Below are 15,630 nucleotides of genomic sequence, written 5' to 3'. Positions count from 1 at the left end.
TCAAGCAGCCGCAGGCTGCGTGTTTCCCCCGCGGCGAAGCCGTGGGGGCTGGACCCAGGACCGGTACGGCCGGAGTTGTCGTACGATCCGGTACAGGAACTGAATCACCAGGAGCAGATATTGAAAGGCCGAACGCTTGACGCCAGCGCCGAGGGACTGGAACGTCCTAAGGCACACAGGGTCGCGGCCTGGCGCGAACGAAAGCAACGCATTGGCGTTGGCTACAGCGGCGTATATTTCCGCGGTATGGTTTCAGGGCTTGCACTGGCCGAAGCCCTCTATGCGACGGTGCCGTTCGGCGTCGCCTCTTCTATCACCGACGAACACGGATGTAAGGTCGAAGCCCCCCACTCCGGACAAGCAAGGTAACACCATGAGCATCCCGCCCCGCCCGAAAACACACCGGATTACCAGCGACGTGCCCGAGCACCTCCTCGAGGCGTTCCAGCACACCATCACTGAGTTTTTTGCGAATGCGCACGGCGGCCAGACCCCGGCGCAGCGTGCCGCGGAGATTCGCGCCGGCGATCGTGACCGTGGCCTCGATTCGCTCCTGCAGCTCGTCGACGTGGCCGAAGGCGACACCGTACAGGCAGAGACCGTCGCAGAATTGCTCGCAGGCCTGTACAACGGGACCGACTACCGTTTCGATCTCACAGCGTTGCGGGCACTGGACGACGATCTTTTCGAGCACTGCCTGGCCGTACTGCGGCTCGATCATCGTCCGGACGTTGAGGTACATCAATATTTCCCCGACGGACAGCAGCGTTGGCAGCAGATAATCTCACGCTGGAATCTTGACAAACGTCCGGCGCTAGAACCGCCGCCGGTTCGCGGCGAACGCTATCAGGCGCGCTATGTGACGCATTCTGAAGCGCCCGGCTATCGCGACATCACGCTGGTTGTCACGATCGACGGTGACCCGGCCCGCGAGTTGCCGATCGAGCTACACTTTTCGGCCGCTGACTCCGGGAGCATAGCTCGCGATCTGCTCGATCTGCATCGCCATGCGTGGACACCTCGTGGGCACCGTGTTGCCCCGCTCGACGCGAAAGAAGGCGAGCGGCGGCCGCAGTGGATTTAAAGTTCGATCGCGCGCAAAGGAGCGAACATGACAATTGAGGTTCAGACAAAGATTCGCCCGGAATGCCTGCAACCGGCCGTCAGCTGGATGGAGCCCACCGGGGCGGAAATACAGGAAGTGATTCGCCTGGCGGGATTCTCTGGCAGACAGGCCGCCGATTTCCTTGGGCTCGCAGATAAGAGCGGCCGCCAGCTTAGACGCTGGATAAGCGGGGACGCAGGCATTCCCTATTCCGCATGGGCGCTGCTCTGCGCTGCGGCCGGGTTAGGCCAGATATGGGAGTGCTGAATTCGATCCTGGTCGCCGTTACGCCCAGCATCACGACGGAATGCCTGTGGGCAGATACTGCCGGGCCGTCCGGCGAAGACGGTATTCACGGAGAACCAGACGGCACGCACGTTGACCAGAACATCGTCTGCATCGAGGTCGGATAGCCACTAGCAGGAAGACGCTGGCAGGCAGTGGCATCGGAATCTACGACAGATTCCAGTCCATGATGGGAAATCCGTGAATGGCGCCCGTGACGCAACGTCGCGGGCGCGGAACGTCATTCAGCAATCACATCGCACCTGTTCAGGCGGGCTTGCGCAGCGGCATACCACGTCGCGTCCAGCTCGATGCCAATATATCGGCGATCCAGCTGCTGCGCGGCCACGCAGGTCGAGCCGGAACCCGCGAACGGGTCGAGTACGACCTCGCCGGGTTGGGTAAAAGCCTCGATGGGAGGCTTCAGGCAGCCCAGAGGCTTTTCGGTCGGGTGATGGCGATTGCCGGAGTACTTCCATGGAATGACGTCAGGCACGGGTAACGTCGGCACCGCGGGCGAACCTTTTGCAAGTAGGTAGGCGGATTCGTGCTGATATTTGACGAACCGCGCTCTGGATGCGTACGGCTTGGCGAACACGATGTGTCCCACGATCCGGAAGCCGGCGCGCTTCCATGCGTCAAAAAACAGATCGGTCCGGGTCCATCCATTGAAGCTCGCGCACAACGCATCGCTTTTGAGTACGCGATACGTTTCAGCAAACGGGGGTGCAAGCCATTTCGCATGAACATCGTTCGCGATCGAGCGCCCGCTACGATCGTGATAATTGACGAGATATGGCGGATCGGTGAGAACGAAGTCGACAATCGCGTCCGGAATTTCCGGCAAGACTTCGAGACAGTCACCGTGCATAAGATAGCTCATCCTCGCTCTCCAGAAGTTAAGGGCGTGAGTAGCAAGGCGACGCGTGCGGCCGCACAATTTCACCACACCGCGCCGGCGATTGTTGGCGACGGGTAGTGAAATTTCCCGTGAAACAAATAGTTTTTAAGGATAACTGACTTGATTAGGACGATACCGCCCGGGTACGCCGGCGGTGGTGCGTCGCTTTTTGACATGAGAAAGATGAATGTGACCGCGCAGCGGGCGCATCCATCTTTCGATCTGGAATACGTCGCCGCTACCAGCAACCCGAGGTCGCGAAGCCAGACTTGCTCTCGCGCATCGCCGGCCGGCATCGTCGCCGGGGCTTGTGCCGGAGGGAGGCGCATCAGAAAACGAAGTACGGAAGCGGCGCGCGATCATCGCCAAACGACCCCGAGCCGCCCTTCGAGCCAGCGCGTATCCAACGGCGCGTTCCGAGGTGCAACGGCCATTCGCCGAGGCACGTCCAAAGACGAGTCGTCGGCCTTTGCTGACATTGACGGTGCTCGCGCCCAAGGTCGGCAGCCTAGCGTATAGCGAACCTTGTCAGCGTTGATGGTGTCGGATCCTGCTGATTGAATCAGCAAATTCGCCGTTACGACCACCTCGGCCGTCCGGTTTCCGACGGTGCGGATCCCTTGATAAGCTGTAGCGGCTCTACGGCGGCATGTTTGACCATTGCCCTCTGTACGATGCGTGAATCTTCAGCGCACTGATCCAGCGTGGCGGCTGAAGTACGTTATGGTCGCTTTCATGGACCCCAATGCGTCGATGGCCTCTCTTGTCGCCGGTGTCAGAGATTACTTTGTCGCCAGATAGGTCGGGTAGACCAAGATATAATCGTAAGGTACACGCGATCTTCTGACACGGTCGCTGAAGATAACGTTACCTGAGCTATTGATGACTCTAAAAGTAAGCTTCCTGAGAGCGGCACACGGCGATGCGATTGTCATTGAGACATGCGTCGGCACCGAGACGTTCCGAATCTTGATTGACGGCGGCCCGTCAGAGTGTTACGAGCGTCGCCAAGGTGGGAAGAGAACAGCGGGCCCGTTGCAAGAGGTGTTGGAGGATCTGCGACAGAGAGGCGAGCGATTCGACCTCACGATAGTGACCCATGTCGATGACGATCATATCGGCGGCCTATTGAAGGCGTGCCGGCACGATAAGTACCGTTCAGTCATGGCGAATGACGTCTGGTTCAACTCGGGAAAATTAATTGCCCGAGCCTTCAACACGCAGGTACCTGAGGGATCGGACATCTGGATAGACGATCCTGAAGACCGACTTACGAGCATTGCTCAGGGCGTAGAGTTCGACACCCTCTTGGATGGACACTGTACCTCGCGTCGGCAAGTAAGGTTTGTAGATGGCCGCGAGATCTCGTTCAAGCACGGCAAGATATTTATCCTTTCCCCGACGGAGCAGCAGCTAACCAGGTTGCTTTCCAAGTGGGAGACGGAGGAAGCTGATTCGCTCACTTCTGGCGCGGCAAAAGACTACCACCTATCGCTTTCCGAATTGCGGGTCAACGACAAGTTCATCGAAGACACTTCTGTACATAATGCAAGCTCGATAGCGGTTCTCATCGAAACGCAGGGACATCGAGTCTTACTTCTCGGAGACGCGCTCCCATCGACAGTCTGCGAGACGCTTCGAGACCATTTAGGCGTATCGTCAGAGAACCCACTAGAAGTCTCTGTGTGCAAGCTATCGCACCATGGCAGCAAAGCGAACACAAGCGAGGAACTGCTTTCGTTAATTCGATGCGAGAAATTCGTTGTTTCGACCAATGGCATGCGTCATGCCTTGCCGAGCAAAACCACCCTCGCCAGAATCAATGAATTGCAACCGAATAGCGAGATACTGTTCAATTACGAGGCAGTCAGAGACGACGTCTTTCCAAATTTGGAGGAGCGTGTTGCCTGCGGGAACATAAAAGCGCTCACAGGAGACTTGACACTGTGAGCGCGCTCGGACCAGAAGAGATATATCAGCGGGCGGTGATGGTCAACGATGGGTCTGGCGTGCTGGTGACAGCGCTCAGCGCCGACCATTCGTACGTTCTGACAGCACGCCATAATCTGCTTAGAGAGCGGACTAATGTCGCGTCGCTCATGGAGCCGAACGAGACTGTCGTGAAATTGCGGGTTGGCACCGAGATTGAAGTCAGGCAGCTTATCGTTTCCCCAGTGCTCGATATTGCAGTGATCGTGGTGGTCAGTCAGACGCTGGACCCTACGGCGACATCGACGTCGGTCGAGATGGAGCAATCGATGTGGTTGGTCGGATTTCCAGAAATTCGACGCAATTTGAACGACCCGCTCCGGCTCTTCACAGGGCAGATAGAGAGCTTCGGTGCGATGTCGATCGATGTCTCGACAAAGAGCTTTGCGCCAGTTGATGAAGTTCGAGGGGTCTCAGGCGGTGGCGTGTATATCAAGGCCGCGAAACGCTGGATTCTCGTCGCGGTCGAGTGCGAGATGGAAGGTCGGCTTCAAGAGGGACACAACTGGTTGCGTTGCATTGGAATACCTGCGTTCGACGACTTGATCAGAGAGCATGGATTCCCCCCGATCTTGCCGCCCTTCTTGCTGTCGTTTTCTCAGCTTGCAGATGCAGCATTTTCGCTACCAGGCTTCGAATGCCCGGCAACGCTGCAACGTCTGCGAACGGTCCTTCTTAGTGTTATTCGAACGAACCTCGCTACTGACACTCCGACCCCCAATGGAATCCTGAGCACCTTTGGGAAGAGGCTGTTAGTTCAAGAGGATCCCGAATGCAGCCTGCTTGACAGGAAGCTTTGGATTTCGTGGCTAGAGTACCTGACCCTGTCTGTATTGCTCGACAGGCCACAAGTTGTCGATGCGGACTATATCGAGACGCTACGTTCACGACGTCGATTTCTATACAGTGGCTCCGACGGCGAGTGGACAGCGTTCGTCGAACGGATCATCCAATCTGACCTTGGTGATCTCGCTGATGACGGCCTGGTGCTCGTTAGCAATCGGATCGAAGGGTCGCCTGCCAAAACCAGGTCAATCAGAGACCTATCCAGAGTGGTGCCGGACATCGGTCTTCCCCTGAGTGGGGCGTTAGACATCGGCATTCCGCGTAAACCCATCGGCAAGGTGAAACTTTTCCATCTTGATGGCCTTCACATGGATTGTATTGTTCGGCAAGAACAACTTTACGACAATAAACTCGGACTTGATGAACATACCGTCTTGCAGTTGCTAGCGGAGGCCTATCGTGCATCTATTGCTCAATGATCTAAATCTCGGTTTTCTGAAAAATATCGCGTCGGATGTCGATTTTGCATTCTTCCATTCAGATGACGCGAGGCATTTCATCAGTTGCTTTATCGCTCGCTTTTCGGACAATGAAACCTGCGCAAAACATTGGCGATTGATCAACAACGAAATCGCCGTTGAATATCAATCATCGTTGCAAGACGAATTTTCGTCTTGGAACATCTACCTCGCCTTGGTGACACCGTCAGCGATGGACAAGCACCTGAAGTACCGCATTGAGAACGATCGGTTCGCGCTCAGAAAGCTGGTACTAGCAGGGCCGACGTTCGCCTCGGAGTCTGACGCTGTCGTGCGAGAGGCGCTGGAGAATTCGATACTAGGACAAGACCTTAAGCTTTCGGATGTGGGGGACGGACTGTATGACCAGCTTGAGAACTCGAATCGATTTCGAGACTTTCTCTCGACCTCCTCGCAACTTCCTCTCGATGGAAAAGAGCGTTCGTCCGAAGTTCGGCGCCGTCGCATCAACGAACTTCTCGAGCGTCTAGGATCTCTCTCATGAAGATAAAAAAAGTCATCATTGAAGGTTTCCGCGCATATGAAACGAAGAGTGATGGAACCTTTGACTTCACAACTCCGTTGGGCGACCCTGCACGATTTGTTTCCATCTATGCCCCAAACGGCTTCGGTAAAACATCTTTTTACGATGCCGTAGAGTGGGCGCTTACGAACAACATCGAACGGTTCGTTCGCGATTACACTCGCGTTGAAAACGATAATATCTCTCGAGCTCAGAATCAGGAGAGTCGTCGTCAACACATCTTGCGAAATCGTGCAATCCCAGAGTCTGCGCCTTCACGAGTGACCGTCACAGGAATCGGATTCGGCGATGTCATTAAAGATGTGCCGAAGGCGCGCGCTGGTAGCCGAGACTATCTCTTCAGACGCGAAGCACCGGTGCGCGGAATGGAGGAAGTCGCTGGCATCTTTCTGTCTCAAGAAGCCATCGACGGATTCCTTCGAGAGGAGAAACCTGACGCGCGCTATGACCGGTTTATGCAAAACTTCGGAGATAGTGATGATACCTATCGCGCCAATCTCGTTGCCCTTAGGCGCGAATTGACAATCCTGCTCAAGGGTATGTCCGAGGAGCAGCGAAGATACGAAGAAGTTCTCGCAAAACAGACCGACACCGGGATCTTCGAGAGTGTTAATCGGACTATTCAAAGTCTGGTCGATCGTGGTGAACGCATTGAATCGGTATCAGAGAGCTTTGACGCGGACAGCGAGCGCGATCTTCGCAACCTGATTACGCAACGGCTGCACGAACTGAACAATAGTAGCGCGGACCTTGAGCGGTTTCTGGTCGACTTGCAGGCAGCGCTCGTCGAGTTGCCTGTTGTAGCGGGTTCCATGGCTACGAGAGGGGCAGCAATTAAGGCATTGTCCGAACTCGAGAAACGGCGTCATGCTGTGAATCGCTACGCCAAGCTCAAAGAGAAAGTCGCGCATTGGACTGAGTCCGTTGAACGAGCACACGCGGACACGACAAGGCATCAGACCTTGTCGAGCAAAGTGCCTTCGTTCGAAGAGCTGCTTAGTCAAATGGCTCAAATCACCGCACGAGAGCAAGAGTCGGAGGCGCAGCTTCAAGTCAAGAAAGCGGAGCTTGAAAGCTGGGAAGTGCGCATCGCAACATGCAAGACATCGTTGCAAGATTTGGACGTCAATGCGAATGCGCTAGTGGCTCTGCGAGAGCGGGCCCCCGAAATATATCGTGAACTCAACGAAGGGCGCGCTGTTATCAACGAAAGACAGGCTCAAAGGGACAACCGCCAACAACGTCTTGATGTGCTAACCGCGAAGCGTGATTTGGAGAAGAGCAATCTCGAAAGCCTGATTGGCCTAGAGATCACCGAAGAATCAATCAACGCAGTTGACTTGACCATGATTTCGGAAGAGGGCGTTTCTGTACTTCCTCTCCGGCAAGCTGTTCTTGAGAAAGCCCGACGCGCTGAGCTTCTTGTGGCGGCGGGAAAGGCCCTCGCAGCCTTCGATGCTCAAAAAGACCAATTTGCGACCTTGGTGTCACTCGGCTGCGAGATCCTAGCGAAGACGCCCTCGAATCAATGTCCGCTGTGTACGAAAGAACACGCGAGCCCCGACGACCTGTTGCAGAACATTCTGGGCAATCATTTACTCAATCAACTGGAAGCAGCCGCGCTCCAGAAGCAGAATGACGCGCGGGCAGCCTTCGACGAGTCATGTCAGCAAGTCACAGTCTTAATCGAGGAATGGAACCGGAGAAAAGATAAGGCAGCACTTGACTTTCGGGCTCGCGTCTTACAGAGCGAACGGGAGTTGCACGCGCTCACATTAGAAATAAAGTCGCTCGACCGCGACATTCAAGCTGCGGCCCCTCGCGTACAGACTTCGGCTCAGCTCGTGCTGAATCTCAGCGCAGAGCAACTTGGCCAAAAGTTAGCAGAAGATCTTCGTCAGGTTTCCGAGCGTCGTGCGAAGGAGCAGTCGGACCTCTCTCGTTCGGAGGATGAGGCCCAACTCCGCAGAGACGCGGTAAAACTGCTGAATCAAGCGATTGATGAGGCGAGGGCAAAGGCCGACCAAGCTAAGGGTAGCGAGGTATATAAGGAATCGATGGCCGTTTGTTTGTCAAGTGCCCTCGATCCCGCACAACTAAGACAGCACGTGGCTCAGATGCTGGAAGAGAGCCAGGCTAAAGCAGCAGCTGCTTTGCAGCAGTTGAAGGACGCGCGAGATCAGTTAGAGAAGGAGGAGGTCACGGTGCCTAACCCGCGCACGGAAGACATGGCCTCCTTAGAGCGCGAGGAACAATCGAACCAACGCTCACGGCTTGAAGCGGAGGCGGAAATTTCTACGTTCGTATCGAAGATCGGCTCGCATCTGCCAGAGTACGATTCGTCGTGGCTGCCTGAAAGAATCGTGGAAGGGATTAATTCCGCAAACGCGATGTATGCGCAACAGAAAGAGACAACAACAGGGTTGGCTAGGCAATATGCGCTGCTAGGCGAACAATTGGAGCTCGTGCTCCCCTATGTCGAATCGATTGGAGCGCGGAAGCAACTCGACAAACTTCTAACTGAGAAGGCTGAGCATGAGGCTCTCAGCGCTAAAGTTGATGCGGAATACACGCACATCATCCAAAGGTTGGATTCGAGAATCAGTAGCTTCTTTTTTACTGATTTAATCAATTCGATATACAGGAAGATCGATCCACACCCGGACTTCAAAGAGGTTCGCTTCACATGCGAGTTCCCAGAGGGGGAAAAACCGCGTCTCCACGTCCTAGTTTCGGACGAGGCCGGCGACTGCATCGCACCTAACCTTTACTTCAGTGCAGCTCAGGTAAACATCCTTAGCCTAAGCATTTTTCTGGCACGCGCTCTGCATGTGAAGGCGCATGGAGAGCCAGTTGGATGCATCTTCATTGATGATCCAATTCATTCTATGGATTCAATCAACGTATTGGCTACGATAGACCTGTTGCGTACTATCTCCAAAAAATTTGACCGACAGATCATCTTATCAACGCACGATAGGAGCTTCTTCGAACTGCTCAAGCGAAAGATTCCTGAATATCACTATGAGTCAAAGTTCCTTGAATTGGAGACGTTTGGGCGGATAAAGGCGCGAACGGGTGAAACGGATCCTTCATAGCAGCTCAACAGCATGAAGACGAAATGCGAAATCTCCTGGAGGGCAATGCATACCGAACAATTCCGCGTGACGTGCAACGAAGGCAAGCTGCCGTCCGGTTGCTCAGTGCCGCCAACGTCAGCAGCCAGCCATATTGCTGCCGTCGCACCTAGCCCGCCCCGATGTCGGCTTTGGCCGATGAAGCAACATCCGTCCTCGCGAATTGAATGAGCGCTTGCTGGATGCATACGACGTCCGAACGTCTGAGCAACGGTGCGGGCGCATGACGCTTCATGGGCCCCGCTGAGACAGATGATGACGGACGGAGCTCGCCCCTCTTCTACCGTTCGTGACCGACTACGTGAAGGATTTTTTCTTCTCGATCAGAGAGGGGGCCTTCCCGGACGGACTTTTTCTAATGGACTACCTCGACCAGCGCTCCCCCGTCGTGCACGCGGAGCACATTTCCTTCGGGCGTCATTATTCGGGGAAGGTCTGTCGCGCGCGGCGTCGCAGTTTTGCCAGGCCCATTCCCCACGCGTTTGTTCGGCAAGGACTTCGTTACCGGATCGGCGACCCGGCGCGGTGTAGCTTTCGATACGTGATGTGAGAGCACCGCAACCTTGCCCGGTCTCGGCTTGCCCTTCCCGGACGGCTGCATCCGCGCTTCAGGCGGGTTCCAGATTTCAACGTAGCGTTCTCCTGCGACTGCGGTCGAAGCAACAGCAAGCAGTATTGCCCCCACACTCAAAGATCGAAACATAACCTCTCCGTATGCTCTCGTGCCGTTCACGCCCGGCACGATTTTGCGGTGCCGACACATGAACCGTCGCAGCCAGCGCAGTAGTGACGGTCTCGCACCGCCCCGTCAACACGCCAGACGTTGTCTTGCGTTGGCGCAGGGGTGCCAATAGTGCGGCCATTTTCGCACGCGTAAAACGTCGGTTCTCCCGCCCTGCTTCGGCGGATGGCTTCATCGATTTCCGGCTCGCCGAACGCTGCTTTCATCCGGCAACAAACGCCGCAATTTCCGGCATGGGATGGCCGACAGTCTTGCGAGCGCGTATGTTCATCTGGGCTCCCTCGAAAAAAGTGCCTGTTCGCCGCTACGGATTTCCGTGTAGGATACTGTACATATATACAGGCATTTGCGCAATCCAATGACCGCCCCATCACCCATCCCGGAAGCAATTCACCCGTCCCTGTGGCGGGCATCGCAGCTTGCGCGCGGCCGGGGCAGGACGGTCGATACCGGCTACCCGGCCCTTTCAGCCGAGCTGCCCGGCGGCGGATGGCCGATTGGCGCGCTCATTGACCTGCTGGTCCAGCAGGCCGGCGTGGGAGAGATGCGGTTGCTTCGACCGGCGCTCAGCACACTGGGCAAACGGCCAGTTGCAATGGTTCAGCCGCCGCACGTTCCGAACGGACCCGGTCTCGAGTACATCGGTCTTTGGCCGGAACAGCTGCTGCAGATCCGCGCCGCAAAGACCGCCGACGCATTGTGGTCAGCCGAGCAGATTCTGCGTGCCGGAAGCTGCGGTGCGCTCCTGTTCTGGACGCAGTACGTCCAGAGGTCTTCGCTGCGGCGGCTACATCTGGTCGCCCAGTCTTCCGAGACGCTTTTTTTCATGGTTCGCCCACTGGCGGCCGCGCAGGATGCGTCCCCCGCCGTTTTACGACTGGCGCTAAGGCCAGAGCGCGACGGCCTGACCGTCGATATTGCGAAGCGACGAGGTCCAGCACGCGCAGACCCTCTGTCGATCCCCCTTCAACCCACCCCTGTTCTGTTTTCGCACCATGCGCGTATTTCTCGCCGTCCACTTGCCCCGGTTGCAGCTCGAGGTCTTCCGGCCACGGTGGCTGCCTGAGCCTGCGCACGGCTGCGTGGTCCTCGATCGCGACAAGGTGCTCGTTGCCGACGGGGTGGCGAGGTCAGCGGGCGTGCGGGTCGGCATGAAACGCGGCGGAGTGCTGACGCTTGCGCCGGAAGTTGCGCTGCACGAGCGCGATCCGAGCCGGGAATACGCCGCACAACGCGAGGTCGCTGTTGCGCTCATGCAATTTTCGCCAGATGTCGCCCTGCTCGACGAGGCTGTCGTGGTTGTCGACATCGGCGCGAGCCTGCGTCTGTTCGGCGGTCTGCTTGCGGTGTGCCGCCAAGCCAAAGCGATCCTCGATGCGATCGGGCTGACCGCACGCATCAGCGCGGCACCGACCGGGCAAGGTGCATGGTTGCTCGCGAAGCACCGCAACCGGCGCGTCCTCAAGATCAACTCGCTTGAGCGGCAACTATCCGCATTGTCATTGCTGTCAGTGCCGGAAACACGGCCGTTCGCGGACTGGTTCACGGGACTTGGCTGCGAAACGATTGCCGATGTGCGACGGCTTCCGCGTGCCGGACTGCAACGCCGTTGCGGCGAGCACCTCCTTGATTCGCTGGACCGCGCTTTCGGCACGGCACCTGAACTCTTTGACTGGCTGGAACTGCCGCCGACGTTCTCTGCCCGGATTGAAATGCCCGACCGCATCGAACATGCGGAAGCGGCGCTCTTTGGCGCGCATCGCCTCATCGTCCAGCTATGTGGCTGGCTGTGCGCAAAACAGCTGGCGCTGACAGGCGCAACCCTCCTGCTGGAGCACGAGCGCGGCAGACAGGCGATTGAGCCGACGCCAATCGAAATCGCGCTGGGCGAGCCGACCTGGCGCGAGGACCATCTTGTCCGGCTCATCAGCGAGCGCCTTGGACGGATCGAACTGACCGCGCCAGTCATAGCACTGCGGCTCGATGCGGCCAATGTGCAACCTGCGGCGCCCGCATCGGACACGCTGTTTCCGGAACCTGGCGGCTCAGCTGAGGATCATGCGCGTCTGGTCGAATTGCTGGTTGCACGGCTCGGTGAAGAAAACGTACTCCGCCCTGCCCCAACCGCGGATTACCGGCCTGAGATTGCCAATCGGTGGGTGCCTGTCGCCAGCGCATCGAAAGGCACAGTGCTGCCTGAAGGGCTTCCGCGACCCACATGGCTTCTGGCAAAACCGGTGCGTCTTTTCATGCGTAAACACCGGCCGTTTTATGGCTCGCCACTGCGCATGGTGTCGCCGGGCGAACGCATCGAGGCTGGGTGGTTTGATGGCGAACTGGTGACCCGGGACTACTTCGTCGCCCAGGGCGAAGACCAGAGCTGCGTCTGGATATACCGCGAGCGAGTCAGCAGTCGCGACGCGGAAGAAGACCAGCGGTGGTTCCTGCATGGCCTGTTCGGATGACACGCCATGGACTCCACCTTTTCCACCCTGCCGGCGTATGCCGAGCTGTTCTGCTTTTCCAACTTCACTTTTCTGCACGGCGCTTCCCATGCGGAAGAACTGGCTGAGCGCGCGGAGCAGCTGGGCTATTCAGCACTGGCCATCACGGACGAGTGCTCACTGGCCGGCGTCGTGCGCGCACACGTTGCAACGAAGGAGGCCAGGCTGCCATTTATCGTGGGGTCCTACTTCCATCTGGCGAACGCTGACGGATCGCCCGCGTTCGGGCTGATTCTCCTCGCGAGAAACCGCGAAGGATACGGCAACCTGTCTGAACTGATTACGCTCGCCCGTACCCGCGCACCGAAGGGCGAATACCGCCTGACGCCGCAGGACCTCTCGCGACCCGACAGGGAAAACCGACACCTGCGCGGCCTGCCCGACTGCCTGGCCATTCTTGTACCGGACTTTCCGGCGAAAGAAGACGTGCTGGCGGCGCAGGTCGAATGGCTCGATGAGACATTCACGGGCCGCGCCTGGGTGGGACTTGTGCTGCACCAGCGTGCGATGGATGACATCCACCGCGGCTCGGTCGAGTTTGTCTCGCGGAATCACGACGTCCCGGTTGTCGCGCTTGGCAACGTCGTCATGCATGTGCGCTCGCGCAAGCCGCTGCAGGACACCATGACCGCTATCCGCGTTCGCAGGCCCGTGCATGAGTGCGGCTATGACCTGACACAGAATGCCGAGCAGCACCTGCGTTCCAGACTGCGGCTCGCTAACCTGTACCCCGACGACGCACTTGCCGCAACCATAGATATTGCAGGCCGCTGTACTTTTTCACTGGATGAACTGCGCTACGAGTATCCCGACGAACTCGTTCCAACCGGATTCACCCCCGCCGCCTATCTGCGGCAGGAAACGTACATTGGCGCACAACGACGCTTTCCGTCCGGTATTCCGCACAAGGTGCAGGAACAGATTGAGCATGAACTGGAGTTGATAGCGGAGCTGCAATACGAGCCGTACTTTCTCACGGTGTACGACATCGTGCGCTTTGCACGTAGCCAGCACATCCTCTGCCAGGGGCGAGGCTCCGCGGCCAACTCTGCCGTCTGCTATTGCCTCGGCGTAACCGAGGTGGACCCGGCTCGCGGCAACATGCTTTTTGAGCGTTTCATCTCGAAGGAGCGCGGCGAGCCGCCGGACATCGATGTCGACTTTGAGCACCAGCGTCGCGAAGAGGTCATCCAGTACATCTATCGCAAGTATGGCCGCGACCGCGCAGCAATCGCGGCGGCAGTCTCGACATACCGACCGCGCGGTGCGCTGCGTGAAACCGGCAAGGCGCTCGGCGTTGATCCCCAGATCGTTGACGTCGTCGCAAAGTCGCACCACTGGTTTGATACGAGTCAGGATCTGCTTGCGCGATTCAGGGAATCCGGCCTCGACCCGGAAAAACCGCTTATTCAGGCATGGGCGAAGCTCGCATCGCAACTGCTTGGCTTCCCGCGACACCTCTCCCAGCACTCGGGTGGCTTTGTCATCAGTCGCGGCAAGCTGACGCGTCTCGTGCCTGTCGAGAATGCCGCCATGGAGGACAGGTCTGTCATCGAGTGGGACAAGGACGACCTCGAGGCGCTCGGCCTCCTGAAAATCGACGTCCTCGCACTCGGTATGCTCTCGGCTATCCGCCGAACGCTTGATATTGTGTCGGAGCAGCGTGGCGAGCGATTCGAAATGCAGGACATCCCGGCGGAGGACCCTGCGACCTACGACATGATTTCGGCTGCAGATACAGTCGGTGTGTTCCAGATCGAATCGCGTGCCCAGATGAGCATGCTGCCGCGGATGCAGCCCCGGACGTTCTACGATCTCGTGATCGAGGTGGCAATCGTCCGCCCGGGTCCGATTCAGGGTGGCGCCGTGCATCCCTACCTGCAGCGGCGCCAGGGATTCGAGCCCGTCTCCTATCCCAGTGACGCACTGAAAACCGCACTTGGACGAACCCTGGGCGTGCCGATCTTTCAGGAGCAGGTGATGCAGGTCGCGATTCTTGCGGCCGGCTTTACCGCCGGTGAAGCTGACCAGCTGCGTCGGGCGATGGCGGCCTGGAAACGTAAAGGCGGACTGGAAAAATACTACGACCGGATCGTTCATGGCATGCAGGAGCGCGGCTACGATCTCGCCTTCGCCGAATCCATCTTCGAACAGATCAAGGGCTTTGGCGAATACGGTTTTCCGGAAAGTCACGCGGCCAGTTTTGCGTTGCTTGTGTACGCGAGTAGCTGGTTGAAGTGCCACGAGCCGGGGGCGTTTCTGGCGGCGATGCTGAATTCACAGCCGATGGGTTTTTACTCGCCGTCGCAGCTCGTGCAGGACGCACAACGGCACGGCGTCAAAGTCCTGCCCGTCGACGTAACAGTCAGTAGCTGGGACTCCGCACTGGTCAACCTGCCAGGCGCCGGAAGGCCGGCCGTCCGGCTCGGCATGTCGCTACTGCGAGGCATGAAAGACGGCGCTGCGGAACGCATCGGGAACGCGCGCGCGGTGCGGCCATTTGAAAGCGTCAACGACCTTGCCCGCCGCGCGCAACTGGACCGCAAGGATCTTCATGTGCTGGCAGATGCCAACGCTTTCGCCTTCCTCGCCGGTAATCGCCGTGAAGCGCTGTGGCAGTCCGTTGCGGCGGTACCAGATAAGGACATGCTCGCGACAGCAGCCGTTCAGGACGAGACGCCAGCGCTCGGTGCACCAACTGAGGCCAACGACATCGTTGCTGATTACCGTTCAGTCGGCCTGACGCTGGGCCGACACCCCCTTGAACTGCTCCGCCCGCAACTGCTCGCCAACAGGCTGATGCCGGCGTCGACGCTGCGCACCTCTCGCGATGGGCAACTCACGCGTGGCTGCGGGCTCGTCACCGTGCGTCAGCGTCCGGGCACGGCCAAGGGCGTGATGTTCGTGACGCTCGAGGACGAGACCGGCAACGTGAATGTCATCGTGTGGCCCAGTCTGCTTGAGAAGCAGAGAAAGGAATCGCTCGGCGCATCGCTACTCGCCGTGTATGGAACGTGGCAATGCCAGGGTGAGGTTCGACATCTGGTTGCGCAGCGCCTTGTCGATATGTCTCACCTGCTTGGCGGCCTGATTACTGCCAGCAGAAACTTCTGCTAAGG

At 57.9% G+C, this 15,630-nt stretch carries 10 protein-coding genes and 1 pseudogene; 9 read left to right on the top strand and 2 right to left on the bottom strand.

The annotated features are described in order from the left end of the window. Positions 1 to 373: 373 nt before the first annotated feature. Entirely contained in the window at positions 374 to 1,084 is a 711-nt protein-coding gene (locus tag B0G73_RS34765; RefSeq protein ID WP_106285630.1) for a hypothetical protein, read from the top strand. 27 nt (positions 1,085 to 1,111) lie between these two features. Beyond that, positions 1,112 to 1,372 carry a transcriptional regulator gene (locus tag B0G73_RS34760; protein ID WP_106285629.1) on the top strand — a complete coding sequence of 87 codons (261 nt, stop codon included), beginning with the start codon at positions 1,112 to 1,114 and terminating at the stop codon, positions 1,370 to 1,372. 259 nt (positions 1,373 to 1,631) lie between these two features. Here the strand turns inward: B0G73_RS34760 and B0G73_RS34755 are convergent, their stop codons facing one another. Further along, entirely contained in the window at positions 1,632 to 2,273 is a 642-nt protein-coding gene (locus B0G73_RS34755) for a DNA methyltransferase (protein WP_106285628.1), read from the bottom strand. A 900-nt stretch (positions 2,274 to 3,173) separates the two neighbouring features. Between B0G73_RS34755 and B0G73_RS34745 the strand changes: the two genes are divergently transcribed. From B0G73_RS34745 to B0G73_RS34730, 4 genes are read left to right on the top strand one after another with little or no spacing between them, the layout of a single operon-like run. After that, positions 3,174 to 4,241, top strand: a complete 1,068-nt coding sequence (locus B0G73_RS34745; RefSeq protein ID WP_106285626.1) for a ComEC/Rec2 family competence protein — start codon at positions 3,174 to 3,176, stop codon at positions 4,239 to 4,241. After that, positions 4,238 to 5,545: an ABC-three component system protein gene (locus B0G73_RS34740; protein ID WP_106285625.1), complete on the top strand. Its 1,308-nt coding sequence runs from the start codon at positions 4,238 to 4,240 to the stop codon at positions 5,543 to 5,545. The genes B0G73_RS34745 and B0G73_RS34740 overlap by 4 nt, the downstream gene beginning before the upstream one ends. Then, on the top strand, positions 5,526 to 6,089 hold the full coding sequence (locus tag B0G73_RS34735) for an ABC-three component system middle component 1 (RefSeq protein WP_146144266.1): 564 nt from the start codon (positions 5,526 to 5,528) through the stop codon (positions 6,087 to 6,089). The genes B0G73_RS34740 and B0G73_RS34735 overlap by 20 nt, the downstream gene beginning before the upstream one ends. Next, positions 6,086 to 9,226: an AAA family ATPase gene (locus B0G73_RS34730; RefSeq protein WP_106285623.1), complete on the top strand. Its 3,141-nt coding sequence runs from the start codon at positions 6,086 to 6,088 to the stop codon at positions 9,224 to 9,226. Before B0G73_RS34735 ends, B0G73_RS34730 begins: the two co-directional genes overlap by 4 nt. Before the next feature lie 768 nt (positions 9,227 to 9,994). Here the strand turns inward: B0G73_RS34730 and B0G73_RS41515 are convergent. Continuing rightward, positions 9,995 to 10,278 (bottom strand): annotated as a pseudogene (locus tag B0G73_RS41515) (hypothetical protein). A gap of 87 nt (positions 10,279 to 10,365) precedes the next feature. Between B0G73_RS41515 and imuA the strand changes: the two are divergent. The 3 genes from imuA to B0G73_RS34705 are packed head-to-tail and all read left to right on the top strand — an operon-like array spanning position 10,366 to position 15,628. Then, complete coding sequence (imuA, locus tag B0G73_RS34715) at positions 10,366 to 11,073, top strand: translesion DNA synthesis-associated protein ImuA (protein WP_106285621.1); 708 nt, start codon at positions 10,366 to 10,368, stop codon at positions 11,071 to 11,073. Further along, a complete protein-coding gene (locus B0G73_RS34710) occupies positions 11,003 to 12,472 on the top strand; it encodes a DNA polymerase Y family protein (protein WP_181196715.1) in 1,470 nt (489 codons plus the stop codon). The genes imuA and B0G73_RS34710 overlap by 71 nt, the downstream gene beginning before the upstream one ends. 6 nt (positions 12,473 to 12,478) lie before the next feature. After that, positions 12,479 to 15,628, top strand: a complete 3,150-nt coding sequence (locus B0G73_RS34705) for an error-prone DNA polymerase (protein ID WP_106285619.1) — start codon at positions 12,479 to 12,481, stop codon at positions 15,626 to 15,628. The last annotated feature ends 2 nt before the right edge of the window (positions 15,629 to 15,630 follow it).

It is taken from the genome of Paraburkholderia sp. BL25I1N1, assembly GCF_003002025.1.
Taxonomy (GTDB): Bacteria; Pseudomonadota; Gammaproteobacteria; order Burkholderiales; family Burkholderiaceae; genus Paraburkholderia.
This window is presented reverse-complemented; position numbering and strand designations above follow the sequence as displayed.

Bases quoted from the DNA above. Each gene is read 5' to 3' on its own strand.
- B0G73_RS34705 (WP_106285619.1), top strand. From the start codon at position 12,479: ATGGACTCCACCTTTTCCACCCTGCCGGCGTATGCCGAGCTGTTCTGC.
- B0G73_RS34765 (WP_106285630.1), top strand. From the start codon at position 374: ATGAGCATCCCGCCCCGCCCGAAAACACACCGGATTACCAGCGACGTG.
- imuA (WP_106285621.1), top strand. From the start codon at position 10,366: ATGACCGCCCCATCACCCATCCCGGAAGCAATTCACCCGTCCCTGTGG.
- B0G73_RS34730 (WP_106285623.1), top strand. From the start codon at position 6,086: ATGAAGATAAAAAAAGTCATCATTGAAGGTTTCCGCGCATATGAAACG.
- B0G73_RS34710 (WP_181196715.1), top strand. From the start codon at position 11,003: ATGCGCGTATTTCTCGCCGTCCACTTGCCCCGGTTGCAGCTCGAGGTC.
- B0G73_RS34745 (WP_106285626.1), top strand. From the start codon at position 3,174: ATGACTCTAAAAGTAAGCTTCCTGAGAGCGGCACACGGCGATGCGATT.
- B0G73_RS34760 (WP_106285629.1), top strand. From the start codon at position 1,112: ATGACAATTGAGGTTCAGACAAAGATTCGCCCGGAATGCCTGCAACCG.
- B0G73_RS34755 (WP_106285628.1), bottom strand. From the start codon at position 2,273: ATGAGCTATCTTATGCACGGTGACTGTCTCGAAGTCTTGCCGGAAATT.